General features: G+C 34.8%; 16 protein-coding genes. 9 read left to right on the top strand and 7 right to left on the bottom strand.

What is annotated here, in order from left to right; translation table 11 throughout:
• Nucleotides 1-2 precede the first annotated feature (2 nt).
• The 3 genes from MRBLBA3_RS08235 to MRBLBA3_RS08225 all read left to right on the top strand — a co-directional run bounded on the left by MRBLBA3_RS08235 (nt 3) and on the right by MRBLBA3_RS08225 (nt 2,528).
• Complete coding sequence (locus MRBLBA3_RS08235) at nt 3-716, top strand: GntR family transcriptional regulator (protein ID WP_212088307.1); 714 nt, start codon at nt 3-5, stop codon at nt 714-716.
• 112 nt (nt 717-828) lie between these two features.
• On the top strand, nt 829-2,154 hold the full coding sequence (gene gntP / locus MRBLBA3_RS08230; protein ID WP_363380718.1) for a gluconate permease GntP: 1,326 nt from the start codon (nt 829-831) through the stop codon (nt 2,152-2,154).
• A gap of 179 nt (nt 2,155-2,333) precedes the next feature.
• Entirely contained in the window at nt 2,334-2,528 is a 195-nt protein-coding gene (locus MRBLBA3_RS08225) for a YjcZ family sporulation protein (protein WP_001290403.1), read from the top strand.
• A 54-nt stretch (nt 2,529-2,582) separates the two neighbouring features.
• On the opposite strand, the gene MRBLBA3_RS08220 is transcribed toward MRBLBA3_RS08225, so the two are convergent.
• The 6 genes from MRBLBA3_RS08220 to MRBLBA3_RS08195 form a co-directional block, all read right to left on the bottom strand.
• Nucleotides 2,583-4,562: an ABC transporter permease gene (locus MRBLBA3_RS08220; protein ID WP_363380715.1), complete on the bottom strand. Its 1,980-nt coding sequence runs from the start codon at nt 4,560-4,562 to the stop codon at nt 2,583-2,585.
• The gene (locus tag MRBLBA3_RS08215; protein ID WP_000393253.1) at nt 4,559-5,311 is read right to left on the bottom strand and encodes an ABC transporter ATP-binding protein; all 753 of its coding nucleotides are present in this window, start codon (nt 5,309-5,311) and stop codon (nt 4,559-4,561) included. The genes MRBLBA3_RS08220 and MRBLBA3_RS08215 overlap by 4 nt, the downstream gene beginning before the upstream one ends.
• Nucleotides 5,312-5,330: 19 nt before the next feature.
• Nucleotides 5,331-7,289: an ABC transporter permease gene (locus MRBLBA3_RS08210; RefSeq protein WP_363380712.1), complete on the bottom strand. Its 1,959-nt coding sequence runs from the start codon at nt 7,287-7,289 to the stop codon at nt 5,331-5,333.
• An 88-nt stretch (nt 7,290-7,377) separates the two neighbouring features.
• Nucleotides 7,378-9,348: an ABC transporter permease gene (locus tag MRBLBA3_RS08205; protein WP_363380709.1), complete on the bottom strand. Its 1,971-nt coding sequence runs from the start codon at nt 9,346-9,348 to the stop codon at nt 7,378-7,380.
• Between the two features lie 94 nt (nt 9,349-9,442).
• Nucleotides 9,443-10,465 (bottom strand): sensor histidine kinase, encoded by a 1,023-nt coding sequence (locus MRBLBA3_RS08200; RefSeq protein WP_098304231.1) that lies wholly within the window; start codon nt 10,463-10,465, stop codon nt 9,443-9,445.
• Nucleotides 10,466-10,467: 2 nt separating this feature from the next.
• Nucleotides 10,468-11,163 carry a response regulator transcription factor gene (locus tag MRBLBA3_RS08195; RefSeq protein ID WP_000276736.1) on the bottom strand — a complete coding sequence of 232 codons (696 nt, stop codon included), beginning with the start codon at nt 11,161-11,163 and terminating at the stop codon, nt 10,468-10,470.
• A 208-nt stretch (nt 11,164-11,371) separates the two neighbouring features.
• On the opposite strand from MRBLBA3_RS08195, the gene MRBLBA3_RS08190 reads away from it, so the two are divergent.
• From MRBLBA3_RS08190 to MRBLBA3_RS08175, 4 genes are all read left to right on the top strand, one after another.
• Complete coding sequence (locus tag MRBLBA3_RS08190) at nt 11,372-11,644, top strand: autorepressor SdpR family transcription factor (RefSeq protein WP_001070536.1); 273 nt, start codon at nt 11,372-11,374, stop codon at nt 11,642-11,644.
• The gene (locus MRBLBA3_RS08185) at nt 11,641-12,276 is read left to right on the top strand and encodes an SdpI family protein (protein ID WP_363380705.1); all 636 of its coding nucleotides are present in this window, start codon (nt 11,641-11,643) and stop codon (nt 12,274-12,276) included. Before MRBLBA3_RS08190 ends, MRBLBA3_RS08185 begins: the two co-directional genes overlap by 4 nt.
• Before the next feature lie 160 nt (nt 12,277-12,436).
• On the top strand, nt 12,437-13,153 hold the full coding sequence (locus MRBLBA3_RS08180) for an ABC transporter ATP-binding protein (RefSeq protein WP_363380703.1): 717 nt from the start codon (nt 12,437-12,439) through the stop codon (nt 13,151-13,153).
• On the top strand, nt 13,143-14,717 hold the full coding sequence (locus MRBLBA3_RS08175) for a permease (protein ID WP_363380700.1): 1,575 nt from the start codon (nt 13,143-13,145) through the stop codon (nt 14,715-14,717). Before MRBLBA3_RS08180 ends, MRBLBA3_RS08175 begins: the two co-directional genes overlap by 11 nt.
• Nucleotides 14,718-14,782: 65 nt before the next feature.
• Here MRBLBA3_RS08175 and MRBLBA3_RS08170 read toward each other — a convergent pair whose 3' ends face one another.
• A complete protein-coding gene (locus MRBLBA3_RS08170; RefSeq protein WP_363380697.1) occupies nt 14,783-15,655 on the bottom strand; it encodes an AraC family transcriptional regulator in 873 nt (290 codons plus the stop codon).
• 306 nt (nt 15,656-15,961) lie between these two features.
• Here MRBLBA3_RS08170 and MRBLBA3_RS08165 point away from each other — a divergent pair, with 306 nt between their 5' ends.
• Together MRBLBA3_RS08165 and MRBLBA3_RS08160 are read left to right on the top strand one after the other, a co-directional pair.
• Nucleotides 15,962-16,732 carry an ABC transporter ATP-binding protein gene (locus MRBLBA3_RS08165; RefSeq protein ID WP_363380694.1) on the top strand — a complete coding sequence of 257 codons (771 nt, stop codon included), beginning with the start codon at nt 15,962-15,964 and terminating at the stop codon, nt 16,730-16,732.
• Complete coding sequence (locus tag MRBLBA3_RS08160; protein ID WP_363380691.1) at nt 16,719-18,668, top strand: ABC transporter permease; 1,950 nt, start codon at nt 16,719-16,721, stop codon at nt 18,666-18,668. The genes MRBLBA3_RS08165 and MRBLBA3_RS08160 overlap by 14 nt, the downstream gene beginning before the upstream one ends.

Raw genomic sequence — 18,668 nt, 5'->3', positions numbered from 1 at the left:
CGGTGAACGTAACGAGAAAAAAAGGACCATTATATTTACAAATAAAAAATATTATTCGTGATCGAATACTGCATGGCGTATATGCGATTCATACGAATATTCCTTCCGAACCGCAGTTAGAAGAAGAGTTCAAAGTGAGTAAAATTACAGTGCGAAACGCCATTAAAGAACTCGCTCAAGAAGGATATTTGGAAAAGAAGAGTGGTAAAGGAACGAAAGTTATTCGCAATACTTCTGCGACAAAACTGTCAAAGGGTAAGAAATTTACAGAAGTGTTAGTGGAAGAAGGATATAAAGTACAAAAGAAATTGCTAAAAGCAGAAGTCGTTCATAATGAAGAAGGAACAGTGCCATTTCGATTATTCGGTAAGGAGAGTTTTCGTATTGAACGTTTATATACGTTAAATGATGCACCGTACATTCATTATACACACTATTTCTCAGCACGAATGGCAAGTACAGATTTATCGGACTTTGATCTACAATCGCTTTACGATTTAGTTGAAGACCGAGGTATACATCTAGAAAACTTCAGAGATGAATTCGCAGTTGGAGCCGCTCCTAGTTTTGCTGCAGAAGCGTTAGGTGAAAAAGAGGGGACAGCGCTATTAAAACGTATGCGCTATTCTTACGATGAAGTTGGCGAAGTAATTGAATATAGCGAAGGCTACTACAATACAGAAATGCAGCATTATGTAGTGAATTATGACGTATAAAAAGAGGGTATTCGCCCTCTTTTTTTATAAAGTGAAACTTTAATTGGATTCATCCCGCACCAATCAGGTGTTACTGTCCACAAATACGGGGTAAAAGTAAGGGGAATGAGAGATGGATATATACTTATTAATCGTCACGTTACTTGCGATTGCAATTGTTATTTTAGGGGTATCATGGTGGAAATGGCATGCATTTATTAGTTTAACAGTTGCTAGTTTATTTTTAGCCATTATGTCTGGACTGAATTTAATGAAAATAGTGACTGCCTATGAAACTGGTGTTGGTAGTGTACTAGGGCATTTAGTTGGTATTTTAGCTCTCGGAACAATTTTAGGGAAAATGATGTCCGATTCAGGGGCCGGCATGCAAGTGGCAGACTTCTTTATTCGATTTTTCGGTGTGAAGAAACTACCTTGGGCTATGTTATTTGCAGGATTTGTTATAGGGATTCCGGTATTTTTTGAAGTGGGGATCGTCATTTTATTACCACTTGTTATTTCCATTCGAAAAACGACGAAGCAAAATATATTATTAATTGCGTTACCTGTTATTGCTGGATTATCGATTGTGCATGGGCTCGTGCCACCACATCCAGGGGCGATGACAGCAATCGGTATTTATAACGCGAACTTAGGAAAGGTGCTTTTATATTCATTAATTATTGCGTTACCAACAGCCATTATTGCAGGACCGATATTTGCAAAGTGGGTACATAAAAGGGTTATACCTGAAAATGAACCAGAGCTAGTTCGAGTTACGACTGTATCAACTGATTTACCAAGTCGTAAAGTTTCATTCTTTATTATTTTATTACCGGTTGTATTAATGATTTTATCAGTAGTTGCACCGTATATTTCATTACCGAAAAAGATGACTGAATTTTTCGTGTTTATAGGAAGTCCAGTAATTGCTTTACTTATTTCATGTTTCGCAGCATTTTATTTACTTGGAATAAGACAAGGAATTAATAAAAAGGTCATTAAAAAATTAACGGACGAAAGTTTACTACCGGTCGGTTCCATTATTTTAATTATCGGTGCAGGTGGTGGATTTAAACAAATATTAATTGAAAGCGGCGTTGGAACGGCGATTGCACAAATGGCAGAACATATATCGTTATCACCAATTGTATTAGCTTTCATGGTAGCTGGATTAATTCGAATTGCAACAGGTTCAGCGACAGTAGCATTAACGACAGCAGCAGGAATTGTTTCACCAGTTATTCAGCACATGTCTGGTGTAAATTTAGAATTGCTTGTTATTGCAACAGGTGCAGGATCATTAATGTTTTCTCACGTAAATGATGCGGGGTTCTGGCTTGTAAAAGAGTATTTAGGTTTGACAGTAAAAGAAACGTTTAAAACGTGGACGGTGTTGGAGACATTGTTATCATTTATTGCATTCGGCTTTGCGCTTTTACTTAATATGTTTGTTTAAAAGAAGGGGGTGCCTATTTAAAGGTATCCTCTTTTTGTGTTGGGGCTCTTTTCATGAAACAAGCCCGTTTTTAGGAAGGCCAAGCTTCCGATTTGCCCTGAAAACATAATATAAATGGAATCCCCTCATTTAGAGCAAGGTGAACTTGTTATGAATGATACTAAAGGAGGAATAGAGTAATGAGCGAAAAGTGTGAACACAGACATGATGATTGTAACCGCAGACACCATGGTTGCGGCGGCGGTTTTGCGCTTCTAATCGTATTGTTTATTTTATTAATCATCATCGGTGCTAGCTGCTTCGGCGGTGGCGGTTCTTGTGGTTATGGTGGTTACGGCGGTTATGCTGGCGGCTATGGTGGATATTGCTGCTAATTATTTAAAAACTATTGAAAATAGCCTTGTGCATATTGCACAAGGCTATTTTATTCATACATTAATATGCTGTGATAATTTATTAATGTACAGAGAACGGATTAAGAAGAAGAAAATAATCTCGATAATCCCGAAAAAGGTGAGTACAATCAATAACTCTTTTAGTAAAGAAAAAGCGAACATGCTTTGTAAAAACTTAACCGCAAATAACGTGTGAACACCAGCAACGATGTAAGGAACGAAAAATAAAATTCCTAATTGAATCGTTGCAGAACGAAACATTTCTGATTCTGTTAAGCCAAGTTTTGTAATTGTAATGTACTTTTGTTTTTCATTCGTTAAGTCGTTATACATACGGAAGTATAAAACACTAGCTGCACCGATAAAGAAAATAAAGCCAAGAAATGCCCAAATAAAGAATTGAGCAACTGCATTTTCTTTATTATGGAGTAACTCATCAGTAGCTGTATAAATATTAAAAGGGACGGGAGCAGCATGCTTATCGTCTTTATGTGCCTCATAATATTTTTCGGTGTCATTACTCATACTTTTTAATATATTTTTAGTTGGAACAATTGCATTTTCCCAATTCTCCACGAAATAGTTATAAACCGTAATTGTTTCAATATGAGGAACCATAGTATCGATTGCATAATCTTGCATAATAACTAAATTTGGTAATGCAAATGGTGGTGCTATTCCTTTTTTAATAAATCCCTTTATATAAAACTCCTTTTTATTTGATTCAAGTGTAATTGTATTTTGTTTTACAAATGGATTTGATACAAGGTTTAATAGTTCTGGTGAATAGCGAGAAATAATATAAACTTCTTTTGCATCAAGGGTGATTATAGGTCTCCTTAACTGCTTAGCAATTTCGTTATAATCACTCATTTTCATAATTGCAATCTCTTTTTTTGAAGCATCATCTTTTAAAAGCGTAAATTTGTATTTTTTATATTGAAAATGAGCATTGGAAAGTTCGGATTCAATAGTATTAATGTGCTTTCGTTCAAGGGAATGGTCCCCTTCTAATTTGTATGTGAAGGGAATTGGATATCGTTCTAGTATCGACGCTTTTGTATTATTATTCGCAGCAAATAGTCCGATAATAATCGTAAATGCAAGTGCAGATAGCATGGAAACGATAAAGAGTACATTAATATTACTACGGGTACGGGCAACTAAGTCTGAAATCCATAACATATTTATTTGTTTCAAATAAAACTTTCTGCGTTTCTTTAAAATATAGATAAAAAGAAGAAATGTTTGTGAAAAGAATAAATATGTCCCGACTACTACGAGCGGTAAAATAGATAACATAATAAAGAAGACAGATCCATTTTGTACATTCTTTTCAGTTACGTAGCCTTGCGGGTAACCGGCAATATAATAGCATAGCCCTAAACAAATTAAAGCGAATAAAGAGATGAGTATAGACGGCCTTTTTTCGGCTATCACTTTCTTGTTCCCTTTAATAAGATGGACTGTTTTACGAGTGCGAATAAACATCGGTGTAAACGTAGAAACGATTAAAAATAAAATGATAAATGTTACGGTTGTAACGATTATCGCTTCTGTTGGCCAATATAAATAGAGACCTTTTGAACTTGTTAATTTCGAAGTAACTAATAAGAAAAAGTTAGAAAATACAAGGCCACCTTGTATCCCGATAAAGATAGATAATATCCCGATTATCATGTTTTCAGTAAATAACAGTCTTTTTAATTGTCTCTGTGAGATACCAAGAATAGTGAGTACCCCGAATTGCTGCTTCCGTACATTTAAAAATGTGCCAATTGAATATAAGAGAAAGAAGAACGAGAACATAACGATAACAAGCTGTGCTGTACTAGCTAAGTTCGTTAGAGGGTCACGTTCTTGAAAGCTTTGTACACTTTGTAAGCGCGGATGATACGCGTATACAGTAAATGAAAAGAAAACCATTATAGAAAACGCACTACTTACAAAATAAGCGAAATATGCTTTAGAATTACGCGAGACATTTTTAAATGCAAATTGCCAAAACGTCATCCACGTCTTCCTCCTAATAATGCTAAAACATCTAAAATTTCTTGATAAAATTTCTCGCGATATAGTCCGCGGTGTAATTCATTGTAAAGCCCACCATCTTTAATGAAAATAACGCGGTTACAATAACTCGCTGCAAACGGATCGTGAGTAACCATTAAAATTGTGGCATCCTCTTCTTTATTTAATTTCGTAAATAATTCCATTACATCAATTGCTGCTTTCGAATCTAAGTTTCCTGTCGGTTCATCGGCAAGTAGAAGTGACGGATGATGAATAACAGCACGCGCTACTGCGGTACGCTGTGCTTGTCCTCCAGAAACTTCAAAAATACGTTTGTCCAAAATATGATCAATTCCAAGTTTTTTTGAAATGTTCTCAAGTTTTTCGTCCATTTCTTTTAATGGAACATTATCTAAAGTTAAAGGTAGTACGATATTTTCACCGATTGTCAGTGTATCCAGTAGGTTAAAGTTTTGGAAAACAAACCCTAACTCTTGGCGGCGGAAAATAGCTAACTTCTCTCTACGAAATGTGTGCGGTTTTTTTCCGTTAATAACGACATCACCAGAAGTAGGGGAATCAATTGTAGAGATAACGTTTAAAAATGTAGATTTACCGCTCCCAGACGGCCCCATAATCGCAACGAATTCGCCTTTATCTACATGTAAATTTATATTTTTTAAAGCGGTATGAGGGACTTTTCCTTCATATACTTTTGAGACGTTTTTTATGTGTAAAACTTCTTCCATAGTAATCACCTTTCTATTTTTAAAACTTAATATGTTGTGATAATTTTTGCATATAAAAGGAACGAATTAAAAGGAAAAAGATAATTTCAACCGTTCCAAAGATTACAAGTACAACTGTAATTTCAGCGAATAATGATAGATTTAATATCTCTTGCAACATTTTTGTCGCAAACATCGTATGGATCGATGCCATAATGTAAGGAACAAAGAAAAGAATCGCAAGTTGAATTGTAGCGGATTGCTTCATTTCGACTTCTGTTAAACCGATTTTTGTTATCGTTATATACTTTTCTTGCTCATTTGTTAAATCTGTATACATCCGGAAGTAAAGAACACTGCCAGCTCCGATAAAGAAAATAACACCTAGGAAAGTACCAATTAAGAAAAACGAAGCAACATTTAATTTTGTTTTGTATAGAGAGTCGCTTGCTTCACTTGCATGAAACGGTGGATGTTCTGCCTGAATAGCTGCATTGTCATTATCAATTTTTGTTATAAATGCTGAACCGATATTATGTGCCTTTTCCCAATCTGGAACTTTGAAGCTATATACACTCATCTGTTTTGAAGTGGTTGATAAGGCTTCTACATTTTCATCAGATAATACGAGAAGTTGTGATATTAAGTTATTCGGGAAAGGGTTATAACTTTTATATTCTTTCACTTGTAGCTGTAAAGAGTTTTGAGTAAGTGTCAGAGTATTTCTCTTTTCTTGATCAAAAACTGTTCCGATGAATTGATCATCTATGTCTTTAATAAGGATATAAGACTCATTATTACTTACGGTGAGCGTTTCCCAATTTAATGCTTTAGCAAGTATATTATAGTCACTTTGTTTAATTGCATAATAGAGCTGTGCATTATCTTCTGCCGAAGACACTTCATATATATTCGTTCTAAATTTCTTATAAGTAAACTGCTCTTCGTTAAATTTTTGTTCTAACCAATTTAAATGTTCATCAGCTAACGTATTTTCAGTATGTGATAAATAAGTAAACGGGAAAGGGTTTTTCCTTATTTCATCAAACTTTGTGAATTTCCCAAACCCATATAAGAATGTAATCATTGTGAAAGCGAGTGTCGATAACATCGTCACGATAAAGAGCATGTTAATATTTGTCCGAATCCGAGTTGCTAAATCAGAAACCCAAAGCATATTAATACGTTTCATATAAAATTTTCTTCTCGTCTTTAATATGCGAATGAGTAAGAAGCTAATTTGTGAGAAGAAAAAATATGTCCCAGCTGCAGCAAGTGATGGGATGACAAATATACAGGAGGCAGCGTACAAAAGCCCAGCGATATCTCCTAGTGACATAAAATATAGTGGGTTTGCTGCTAAAACATATCCAGATATTAAACACATCGCACCAAAGAGAGAGATGTGTACAGATGCTTTTCTTTCTTTTTGTTTTGTTCCTTCTTTTAAAAGACGTACAGCTTTTCTCGTACGGATTAGCATCGGTGTAAAAGATGATACGAGAATGAAGAGTCCAAGAAAGATAATTATAGTTAAAACGATAGCACCTGTAGGCCACCAATATAAATATAAACCAGGCACATGCGTAATTTTGGCGGTAACTAATAAAAAGAACTGTGAAAAGACAAGGCCAAATTGAATGCCGAAAAATATGGATAGGCCACCAATTAGCATGTTTTCTAGAAATACGAGCCTCTTTAATTGCTTTGGAGATATGCCAAGTACCGTTAAAATCCCGAACTGTTTTTTTCGTACTTTTAAGAAAGTACCGATTGAATATAGTAAAAAGAAAAACGAAAAGAATACAATGACAACTTCTGAGATTATCATTAATATGTTCAGAGCAGCATTCACGCCTGTCATATGCAATTTAGGATGAAATAAATAAACTGCAAACGAGAAAAAAATTGCAATGGAAAACGCACTGCTTATAAAATAGGCAAAATAAGCTCTGGCGTTCCGCGTCACGTTTTTAAATGCAAACTGCCAAAATGTCATTCACCTAGACCTCCTAATAGAGTTAATGTGAAAGGAGTATGGGGGATTTTTCCGCATACTCTTTTCATAAAGCTCACCTTTTTCTTATTTAAAACTTAATATGTTGCGATAATTTTTGCATATAAAGTGAACGAATTAATAGGAAAAAGATAATCTCAACCGTTCCAAAAATCACAAGTACAACCGTAATTTCAGCGAACAATGATAAGTTAATAATATCTTGCAACATCTTTGTCGCAAACATCGTATGAATAGAAGCCATAATGTATGGAACGAAAAATAAGATTCCAAGTTGAATGGTCGCTGAACGCTTCATTTCTGATTCTGTTAAGCCAATCTTCGTAATCGTTGCATATTTTTCTTGCTCGTTTGTTAAATCTGTATACATACGGAAGTACAGTACACTACCAGCTCCAATAAAGAAAATGATCCCAAGGAATGTACCAATGAGGAAGTAGGAAGCACTTCCGGATTTGATTCTGTATAAAGAGTTGCCTGATTCAAAAATACGAACGAGAGATCCTTCGTGCTTGATACTCGCGCGGTCTTTATCTGCTCGTTTTACAAACTCATCAGCAATAGCATATGTATTCTCCCAGTTTTCTACGTTGTAATTATAGACTGTCACATGTTTAGTGTTAGTTGGCAAATTGTTAACGACAGAATCAGATAATACTAATGTTTCATAAGCAAAAGTAGACGGGAGGGTATTATCTATTTTGATCCCTTTTATTTGTAGCTTATAATTTGTATTAGCGAGTGTAATATGTGTTCTATTGTAATTTGGATCGAGTGAAGTAAATAGTGGGACATATGCTGCTCCAGATAATACATATGTTTCATTCTCATTTATAAATAGCTTTTGTAATTGTAATGACGTAGCGAGCTTATTATAGTCACTTTGCTTTATGGCATATGTGTCATAATAAATTTCTGTATTATTTTTCGCTTCTACAGGTGTAGCGTATAAATCTACTTTAATTTTGTCGTAAGAGAATTGCCCATCTTCTAATTGTTTTTCTAGCCAATTTAAGTGCTGGGAAGTAAATGGATTCTCATCAAATGAGAAATATGAAAATGCGAATGGTGAATTTCGTTCAACATCAAGTTTCATAAATTTCCCGAACCCATATAAAAATGTAATCATCGTAAAAGCAATTGTAGATAGCATTGCCACAACGAAAAGCATATTAATATTTGATCGAATGCGGCTAGCTAAATCAGAAATCCAGAGCATATTAATACGCTTCATATAAAAATTCCGTCTCTTTTTCAACAGGTGAATGAGCAAGAAACTAATTTGCGAAAAGAAGAAATATGTTCCGATTGAAACGAGTGCCGGAATGACGAAAATACTTGAAAGCATATAAACCATTGCTATTTGTGGGCTTATTGATACGAAATATATTGGTTTGCTCGCTAAAGCGTAGCCACCTATTAAACATATAGCACCAAATAGAGAAATGAGTATGGATGGCTTTCGTTCTTTTTGTTTTCCACCATTTGCTTTTAAGAGATGTACTGATTTTTTCGTTCGAATGAGCATCGGTGTAAATGTAGATACAACGATAAAAAGGCCAAGAAAAACAATTGTTGTTAAAATGAAAGCATTCGTAGGGGGATATAAATATATCCCTGGTAGGTGTGTGATTTTCGCTGTAACTAATAAGAAAAACTGTGAAAATACAAAACCAAACTGCATGCCGAAAAAGATAGATAAAATACCGATTAACATATTTTCCATAAAAACGAGACGGTGTAATTGTTTTCTTGATATTCCTAAAACGGTCAAAACGCCGAATTGTTTTTTACGTACTTTTAAAAACGATCCGATTGAATATAGTAAAAAGAAAAAAGAGAACAAGACAATGACAACTTCTGAAAATATCATTAACCCTGAAACTTCAGAGATCATATTGGAGTTTTGTAATTTCGGATGAAATAAATAAACAGCAAAAGAAAAGAAAACAGCAATAGAAAAGGCGCTGCTTATAAAGTAGGCAAAATAAGCTCTTGAGTTGCGCGTTACATTTTTAAATGCAAACTGCCAAAATGTCATAATATATGCCTCCCGTTAGCAGGCCGATATGTAGTTTTATTGCAAAAAATGTATGAGAGTGAGATCTCATACATTTTGCTAGCATATGTTACGATCATGCTTCAGTCACCTTCTCCGTATTCTCTGCTTGATTATTTGCAGCGTTGTGGAAGATGATTTTAATCGTCGTTCCTTTACCAACTTCAGAGTCTAGTTTCACGGAATGACCTAAATAATCACAAATTTTACTTACAATATAAAGTCCCATACCAGTAGATTCCCCGAATGTACGACCATTTTTTCCAGTGTAAAATGGTTCAAACACTCTTCGAACATCTTCTTGCGGAATACCGACACCTTCGTCACGAACTTCCAAAATAATATCTTTTCCATTTCGGTAAGCTGATAAGAAAACTTTCTTTCCGCGTTCACCAGAATAGCGAACGGCATTTGTCATTAACTGATAAATGATGAACTTTAGCCATTTCGCATCAGAAGCAACTTTTAAATCTGAATGAACTTCTAAAACTGGGAAGACTCCATTTCGAATGAATAGTTCTTTTAATCCGTTAATATTTTTTGTTACAGTATCTTTTAATGAAATCGTCTCAACATGGAAGTCCTCATGGAAGTTATTTAATCTTGCCATGTATAAAGCCATATCGAGCCCTTGATTTAATCGCTCTAGCTCTTTTTTGAATTTCGGGATTAAATGTTCATCTTCCATTTCAAGCACCATAAGCTGCATAACAGAAACAGGCGTTTTCATTTGATGTACCCAATGGTTAATAAATAATTGGTGTTCTTGCTGTTTTACTTCGAATGTTTGTAAGTCTTTTTGGAATAGGCGATATTGCGTACGAACGAGCTCGTTTACACTGTGGGGCATAGGAGCAGTCGCTCTTTCAATAAACGCATCTTCCATTTTCTCTGGTGGTTCACTTAATCTATGGTACATTCTACGGTTACGAACGTAACGATAAGCGAGGAAACAGATGAATAAGTATAAGCTTAAAACGATGAAGTAAAACTTATTATTTTGAAATCCGTCTACTGCATCATAAAGAACGAAAATGATTCCGAAGTTTAATACATATAGTAGGAAAAATGCAAAATGATCACGTAAAAATAGCTTCATGCTTATTCACTCCAAGTTGCGTTAAAACGATACCCAAGTCCACGTACTGTTTCAATAGCATTTTCAATACCAAGCTCATTGAACTTTTTACGAAGACGCGTAATGTTTACGTTTAATGTATTTTCTTCAACGAAGCTCTCATCATCCCATAGAGCAGCTAATAAATCTTCACGGCTCGCTGTACGAGGGAATTTAGATAATAACATTTCTGCTAAAATCGCCTCTTTCTTTGTTAAAAGAACTTGCTCAGCGCCGAAATGAATTTCTGGGCGTTCTGGGAATAGTTTTAAACCTTCTACTTCAACGATACGTTCAGAAATATTTGGTGCATAATCACCGTAAATACGACGTAATTGACCTTTAATTTTCGCCATTACAACGTCATAGTGGAACGGTTTTGTAATATAATCATCCGCACCGCTTTCAATCGCCATAATTTGTTCCATCTCACCAGCACGCGCTGAAATGAAAATAATTGGGCAAGTAGATTCATGGCGAATTTGACGGCACCAGTAGAAACCATCGAATTTCGGTAAGTTTACATCAAGTAAAACAAGATGTGGTTTCACAGCGTTAAACGATTCCATAATATCATCGAAGTTCTCTGCAACAACAGCTTCATAGCCATATTTTTGAATGTGAGATTGTAGTAATGATGAAATATTTGGATCGTCTTCAACGATTAAAATTTTATACATATGTATATTCCTCCTAAAAAAACAATTGTAGCTATAGTGTATCATGTGTTTCAAGTCTTTTCATTATGTTGAAATGGAAGCTAATAAACAGTATAGGTCAAAAGTGTGAAAAGTAAAAAGGGCTATGGGTATAATTGACAATTATTGGTTTTTAATTTAATATTTAGATAAATATCTAAATGTCTAATTAGTGAAGGGAAGAAAGACATTGAATCAAGCATTTAAAGCATTAGCAGACCCAACAAGGCGAAAAATTTTAGACTTATTAAAAGAAGGTGATCTAACTGCTGGTGAGATTGCTGAACAGTTCAATATGACAAAGCCAAGTATTTCACACCACTTAAATGCACTTAAAAATGCTGAACTTATTCAAGATGAAAAAAAAGGGCAATTCGTTGTGTATTCGTTGAACACAACTGTATTTCAAGATTTATTGACCTGGGTGTTTACGTTTACGAATAAGGGGGAAGAGGGGAAATGAAGAAACATCTTTTTGCAATTATATTAATTCTTATAACTTGTATCGCATGGGCGTTTGCTTGGCCACATTTGCCGGATACAATCGCGACACATTGGAGTGGTGGGAAGGTAGATGGCTATTCTTCTAAACTTTACGGAATGATTTCTATGGTTGGAATTATGATTGCGTTATATGTATTTCTAAATGTGATACCAAAGATTGATCCAAGGAAAGCAAATTACGAGAAATTTTCTAAAGCTTTTATGATGATGAATAACGGGATACTCCTGCTACTATTTGTAGGAAATATAGATATTATTACAAGTGGACTAGGATATAATTTATTCATTAATCGAGTTCCAGAATTATTAGTTGGTGTTTTATTTTTAGTGATGGGTAATTATTTACCGCAGTGTAAGCCTAACTTTTTCGTTGGGATGCGTAATCCTTGGACGTTAAGTAATGAAGAAGTATGGCGGAAAACACATCGATTTAGTGGAAAAGTATTTGTAGCTTTAGGACTCATTATGATTATAAGTGTTTTCGCTCCAGCTGATTGGAGATCTTATATGATGCTAGGGATTATAGTAGTTGCTGTCCTCATAACAAATTTATATTCTTACGTTTTATATAAAAAAGAAATGCGATTGTGAGCAATAAGGGATTGAACTGTACTAGTCAAATTTTATATTTATAGTTTCTATGTGTTAAGAGATTTTAATACTCAGTGGGGATAACGAAAAAGCTCGCTGAGTAAATTTTTCGCTTTTAGGTCTGAAAATTCAGTTAAAAAGATAGTTTGGGGGAAATCACATGTTAGAGATTATAAATTTTAGTAAGACATACAAAGGTGGCAAGAAAGCAGTAGATCATTTAAATATTACTGTTCAAGCAGGAGATATCTTTGGATTTATTGGGCATAACGGTGCGGGGAAAAGTACAACAATTAAGTCGTTAGTTGGAGTTATAGATTTTGAGGAGGGTGAAATTTTTGTTGATGGATATTCAGTAAAAAAGGATCCGATTGCATGTAAGAGAGTAATGGCGTATATTCCCGATAATCCAGATTTATATGAGCAATTAACAGGAATTCAATATTTAAACTTTGTTGCGGATGTGTTTAAAGTGTCTGCAAAAGATCGGGAAAAGGAGATACAAAAGTATGGAGATGCTTTTGAGATTACACCGTACCTAGGTGATTTAATATCTTCTTATTCACATGGTATGAAACAAAAAGTGGCGATTATATCAGCGGTTTTGCATAAACCGAAATTATTAGTTTTAGATGAACCCTTCGTCGGTCTTGATCCAAAGGCTGCTGTAGTGTTGAAAGGTATTATGAAGGAGCTTTGTGAAAAGGGAAGTGCGATTTTCTTTTCTACGCATGTTTTAGATGTGGCGGAGAAGTTATGTAATAAAATAGCGATGATTAATAGAGGGAAATTAGCACTTTCAGGGGAAGTGAATTCTTTAATAAAGGAAGGCTCATTGGAAGAGCTCTTTATGAAGGAGCTTGCTAATGAATATTAGTAGTCTAGATCTTTTAAAAATCCGCTTGATAACACAGCTTGGCTTAAATACTTTTAAATACGAAAAAGATAAGAAAAAGAAGCAGAATAAGATTTTACTGACAGCATCTATTGCCTTGGTGGGTGTCATGTTAATGCTATATTGTGGTGCCTCAGCATATGGGTTGGTGAAACTAGGAATAAGTGAAATTATCCCAGTTTATGCACTAGTTATTAGCAGTGTATTGACGTTGTTTTTCACTATATTTAAGGCAAATGGAGAGATTTTTGCTTTTAAGGATTACGATCTTTTAATGTCATTACCGATTCGTGTAAGTACTGTTATTACAAGTAGGTTTTTGTATTTATATATGCTGAATACACTCTTTTCAATCATAATCATGCTACCAATGGGAGTTGTTTATGGCATACATGAGAGGCCATCAGTTTCTTTTTACTTTATGTGGTTTATCAGTATGTTTATAGCATCTTTAATTCCAACAACAATAGCAGCGATCTTTGGAGCTGCTATTACGGCAATCGCTTCTAAATTTAAAAATACGAATAAAATAACTACGACTTTAAGTTTTATAGTAATTATTACATTCGGTTTCTTTATGCTAAAAAGCGGAAATGCTCAATATAGCCTTAATGATATGAATGGAATGGGTGCAATTGTTTCAGAGCAATTAACTAAAGTTTACCCATTAGCTAACATGTTTCAAAAAGCAATTGTTAATGCTGATATTGTAGCTTTCATCCTATTCGTTGGGATATCAGTTATTTGGTATTATCTTTTTGTAAAAATACTTTCGTTAAAATATAAGCAAATAAACACAGGGATTTCCACTTATCATATGCTTTCAAATTATGAGATTCATAGTATGAGAAAAGAAAGTGTATTGGTCGCATTGTATAAAAAAGAGCTGAAACGTTTCTTTTCTTCTACAGTGTATGTCATAAATAGTGGAATGGGAGTCGTGATGGCTATAGCTTTCTCGCTAGCTATAGTTGTAGTAGGACCAAGTCAATTAATAGCGTACCCTGGAATTGAGACCCTGTTGCAAAAGGTTGCGCCATTTGCTATTGCAGCAGCGATTTCGATGACGTGTACAACATGTGTGTCATTGTCATTAGAAGGAAAAAATGTATGGATTATTAAGTCGTTGCCTATAGCGCCAAAGATGATCTATGACAGTAAAATTCTTGTGAATCTTTCATTAAGTATACCTGCATCAATTATTAGTGCCGTATTATTGATAATAAGATTAAAACTAGATGTTTGGAGTTCCCTTTTAATCGTAATAACACCGATAGCATATTCATTCTTTTCGGCAGTATGGGGGATTTTTATTAATAATCGATTTGGTTATTATGATTGGGTATCAGAAACTCAAATAGTAAAACAAAGTGTAGGATCGTTTGTCGGTATGTTTGGTGGCTTAATTACGGCTGTTATACCTGCCTTGTTAATCGGTACTGCTACGATCTCGAACTACAGAGTATTTACTTTTGTAGTTGTTATAGTGCTTGCGATTATTACTATTTTCTTGTATAAGAACGAGTCGAGAAGAAGTATAAAATAAAAAGCTGCTTTTCCTTTAAAGAGGAAGAGCAGCTTCTTTATTTTGAAAAATTTTAGACCTTTATATTACTTTTTTAAAACAGGTACCCATATCTCGCTTCTGAAATTCGGCGACGATATATCTTTCTGTTCATTCCACAATATTTCCGGTCCTTCCGCTAGTTCATAGTTCGAAGAAGGGAACCATTCGGAATAAATACGTCCCCACACATTTTGTAATGCATCAGGAAATGGACCGATAGCTTCAAATATAGCCCACGTTGAAGCTGCGACTTCAAGTTGTTTGAATTGCTTTGGACAAGTTTTTGTTGTGGCTACCCCAATATAATGATCGAGTTCTCCTTTTTCCTCCATTCTTCCTTCAGAAAAGTTAGTAGAGGCACTAATAATTCCAGTAGGTTCAATATTTGAAAGGGACTTTAATGTTTGGATAGCCCCCGGATCTAAACTTTTCCACATAGAAGCAATTTCTTCGTTTACACCATTAAAAACAATCGGTACTCCTTTTTGTATACCAATGATTTGAAATGGCTCTTTTTCTTCAATTCGATAGTTCATTTCATTTCCTCCTTGAATAGATAGTTGGAAGGTCATTGGTGAATAAGCTTTCAAAGAACGACTAGTCCTTCGAGCTTCGGAAGGTGTTATTCCGTGCAAATTTTGAAATGCACGTGTAAATGAATCTGGTGAGTTGTATCCATATTTGATAGCGACATCAATGACTTTTGCATTGCTATCTTTTAGTTCAAAGGCAGCAAGAGTAAGACGTCTACAGCGAATATATTCTGATAGTGATATGCCAGCTAAAAAAGAAAACATTCTTTTGAAATGATATTCGGAGCAGAAAGCTATTTTTGCCACTTCTTTAAAATCAATTTCGTGTGTAAGGTTGTCTTCAATATACTGCATTGCCGCATTCATATTTTTAAGTGAATCCATTATATGACCTCCTCTGTACATAGAATAGCAGGAATGAAATAACTACATCCGACATTTCATGCACAACTTTGTAGGGGGCATTTTTAACCTTACAAAATTGTAATGTTCCTGTAAGGAGAATGAATGGATGGCATGATATTCCAATGTTATAGTAACAAAGTACTTTAGCTCATTAGATTAAATTTTGATTTCTCCGCTTATGTGCCTTACATAACTGTCATGTTTGTGTAAGAAACATCGATAGTGGCAAGAGTAGAGAGTGTATATAGTTGAAAATAGAGAATAGAAGAAATGAGGGATGTCGAGATGAAAACAGTGTTAGAAGCAAAAAATATTGAAAAAGTATATGACACAGGTGGGAATAAATTTGCAGCTTTAAAAGGTATTAACTTACAAGTAAAAGAAGGTGAGTTCGTTGGAATTATGGGACCTTCTGGTTCGGGTAAGACGACTCTTTTAAATGTTCTTTCTACAATTGATAATGCGACGAACGGTGAAATTTTAATTGATGGAAAAGATATCGTGAAGATGAACGATGATAAGCTGGCGTTATTCCGCCGTGATCATTTAGGTTTCATTTTCCAAGATTATAACTTATTAGATACGTTAACGGTGAAAGAGAATGTTGCGTTACCTCTTGCGTTATCAAAGGTGAAAGCGAGTGAGATTGATCGCCGCGTTCTTGAAATCTCAAAGAAATTCGGCATTGATCATATTTTAAGTCAGTTCCCATATCAAGTGTCGGGCGGACAGAAGCAGCGCTGCGCAGCATCGCGTGCGATCGTTACAAGTCCTAGTATGATTTTCGGAGACGAGCCGACTGGAGCACTTGATTCTAAATCAGCGACAGATTTATTAGAAAGTATGAAGTCGTTAAATGAATATGATAACTCCACAATTTTAATGGTAACGCACGATGCATTTGCGGCGAGTTATTGTAAACGAGTTATTTTCATTAAAGATGGTGAGTTATATAAAGAATTACACCGCGGTGAATTAACGCGTAAACAGTTCTTCCAAAAAGTCGTTGACGTAATGTCTTCCATTTCTGGAGGTATGGCTGATGACCTTATCTAGCATTGCCCTCCGCAACATACAGCGGAACTTTAAAGACTACTTTGTATATTTTGCATCTATGATCTTTAGCATCGTCATTTATTTTACATTTAAGGCGTTGCAGTACAATTCACAAATGGAAAAAGCTGCGGAAGGTTCTAAAAAAATTAGCGGTGCGTTTCAAGTTTCAAGTGTCATGCTAATTATATTCGTAGCGGTGTTCATTATATATTCGAACGGCTTTTTTACACGAAAGCGTAAAAAAGAAGTTGGACTATATTCGTTACTTGGTATTCGTAAAAGACAAATCGGTAAAATGCTCTTTTATGAAAATATGTTAATGGGATTAATGTCTTTAATTATAGGGATTGCGATTGGTAGCGTCCTTTCGAAACTATTCCTTGAATTATTAGTAAGCATGATGGGATTAAACTTAAATGTACATTTTGAAGTACCGATGGCTGCAATTGTTGATACAGCAATTATTTTCTTTGTGATTATATTGTATACATCACTTCAAGGATATCGTTTAATTTATCGATTCAAGCTAATTGAACTTTTCCGCGCTGAACGTGAAGGAGAAGCAATGCCAAAAGGATCAGTAATTATGGCATTAATTTCAGTTTTCTTAATCGGTTCAGGTTATTTCTTAGCATTAATGTATGTGAAAGCACTTAAGTATGCCGACTTTATGGTAGTCGCACTTTACATTTTACTGGCGACAGTAGTAGGTACGTACTTACTATTTATGTTCTTTACAGTATTCGTATTAAAACGTGCAAGAAATAATAAATCATCGTTTTATAACGGTATGAATATGGTAACGACGTCACAGTTACTATATCGTATTAAAGGAAATGCAAAGTCACTGGCGACAATTTCTATTTTAAGTGCAGTAACATTAACAGCGGTTGGTACGTCAGTTACGATGTATTACAATACATTTACACAATCAAAAGTAGCTGCGCCTTACAGTTATTCTTATGAGAAAAAAGATGAAGAGCTAGATAAGAAAGTAAATGCGATCCTTGCTGAAGAGAAGGCGAATCACCCTGTTAAAGATCAATTTGAAATTGAGACGGTTCCTGTAAAAGGGAAGTTTGAAGGGGATAAAGTGGACTTCATTCTTAATCTAAACTACACGATTTCAGAGACATACCAGTTTATGTCTCAGTCCGAATTTAATAAACTTGCTAAAAAAATCGATGCAGAAACAGTGAATATAGCTACTGGTGAAGCATTTATATATGACAGTTCTTATATTGAAGGGTATGAGTTTAGTTCTCAATATAAAGGAAGTAAAGCAGTATTCCAAATTGGCAATGAAACGAAGACATTAACGATTCAAGGTGCAAATAATACAGCACTTACGAACTTAGGTGAATTAGTGATTGTCGTTTCAGATGAAATGTATGAACAAGCGAAGCAAGCATTTGGAACACGTACTGTAAAAAATATTGATGTAAAAGATGAAAGAAATAGTAAAGTATTAACAGAAAAATTAGCAAAAGTGATGCCAGCTGGTGAATCAGAAATGGTACCATCATTTAGAGATTTCTATACTGGTTTCCAAATGGGGCTTGAAGGAACGGGACTAATGATGTTCATCGGAATGTTTTTAGGACTTGTATTCTTACTAGCAACAGGCTCCATTATTTACTTTAAGCAATTAACTGAAGCAAATGCAGATCGTGAGCGTTACGTTGTACTTCGTAAAGTTGGTGTAACGAAACAAGAAATGAAAAAAGCTATTGCAAAACAAGTAAGCTTTATCTTTGCGATTCCGTTAGTAATCGGAATTCTGCATAGCTTATTTGCACTAAAAGGCTTAGCAAACTTATTACCATTTGAAATTATGATTCCGCTTCTAATTAGTATCGGAGTATATGGCGTCATTTATATTGGATATTACTTCTTAACAGTTCGCTCTTATTATAAGATTGTGAGCGCGAAGTAA

The sequence above is a fragment of the Bacillus sp. LBA3-1-1.1 genome (genome assembly GCF_040676495.1).
GTDB classification, from domain to species: Bacteria; Bacillota; Bacilli; order Bacillales; family Bacillaceae_G; genus Bacillus_A; species Bacillus_A nitratireducens.
This window is presented reverse-complemented; position numbering and strand designations above follow the sequence as displayed.

Bases quoted from the DNA above. Each gene is read 5' to 3' on its own strand.
- gntP (WP_363380718.1), top strand. From the start codon at position 829: ATGGATATATACTTATTAATCGTCACGTTACTTGCGATTGCAATTGTT.
- MRBLBA3_RS08225 (WP_001290403.1), top strand. From the start codon at position 2,334: ATGAGCGAAAAGTGTGAACACAGACATGATGATTGTAACCGCAGACAC.
- MRBLBA3_RS08220 (WP_363380715.1), bottom strand. From the start codon at position 4,562: ATGACGTTTTGGCAATTTGCATTTAAAAATGTCTCGCGTAATTCTAAA.
- MRBLBA3_RS08215 (WP_000393253.1), bottom strand. From the start codon at position 5,311: ATGGAAGAAGTTTTACACATAAAAAACGTCTCAAAAGTATATGAAGGA.
- MRBLBA3_RS08210 (WP_363380712.1), bottom strand. From the start codon at position 7,289: ATGACATTTTGGCAGTTTGCATTTAAAAACGTGACGCGGAACGCCAGA.
- MRBLBA3_RS08205 (WP_363380709.1), bottom strand. From the start codon at position 9,348: ATGACATTTTGGCAGTTTGCATTTAAAAATGTAACGCGCAACTCAAGA.
- MRBLBA3_RS08200 (WP_098304231.1), bottom strand. From the start codon at position 10,465: ATGAAGCTATTTTTACGTGATCATTTTGCATTTTTCCTACTATATGTA.
- MRBLBA3_RS08195 (WP_000276736.1), bottom strand. From the start codon at position 11,163: ATGTATAAAATTTTAATCGTTGAAGACGATCCAAATATTTCATCATTA.
- MRBLBA3_RS08185 (WP_363380705.1), top strand. From the start codon at position 11,641: ATGAAGAAACATCTTTTTGCAATTATATTAATTCTTATAACTTGTATC.
- MRBLBA3_RS08180 (WP_363380703.1), top strand. From the start codon at position 12,437: ATGTTAGAGATTATAAATTTTAGTAAGACATACAAAGGTGGCAAGAAA.
- MRBLBA3_RS08175 (WP_363380700.1), top strand. From the start codon at position 13,143: ATGAATATTAGTAGTCTAGATCTTTTAAAAATCCGCTTGATAACACAG.
- MRBLBA3_RS08170 (WP_363380697.1), bottom strand. From the start codon at position 15,655: ATGGATTCACTTAAAAATATGAATGCGGCAATGCAGTATATTGAAGAC.
- MRBLBA3_RS08165 (WP_363380694.1), top strand. From the start codon at position 15,962: ATGAAAACAGTGTTAGAAGCAAAAAATATTGAAAAAGTATATGACACA.
- MRBLBA3_RS08160 (WP_363380691.1), top strand. From the start codon at position 16,719: ATGACCTTATCTAGCATTGCCCTCCGCAACATACAGCGGAACTTTAAA.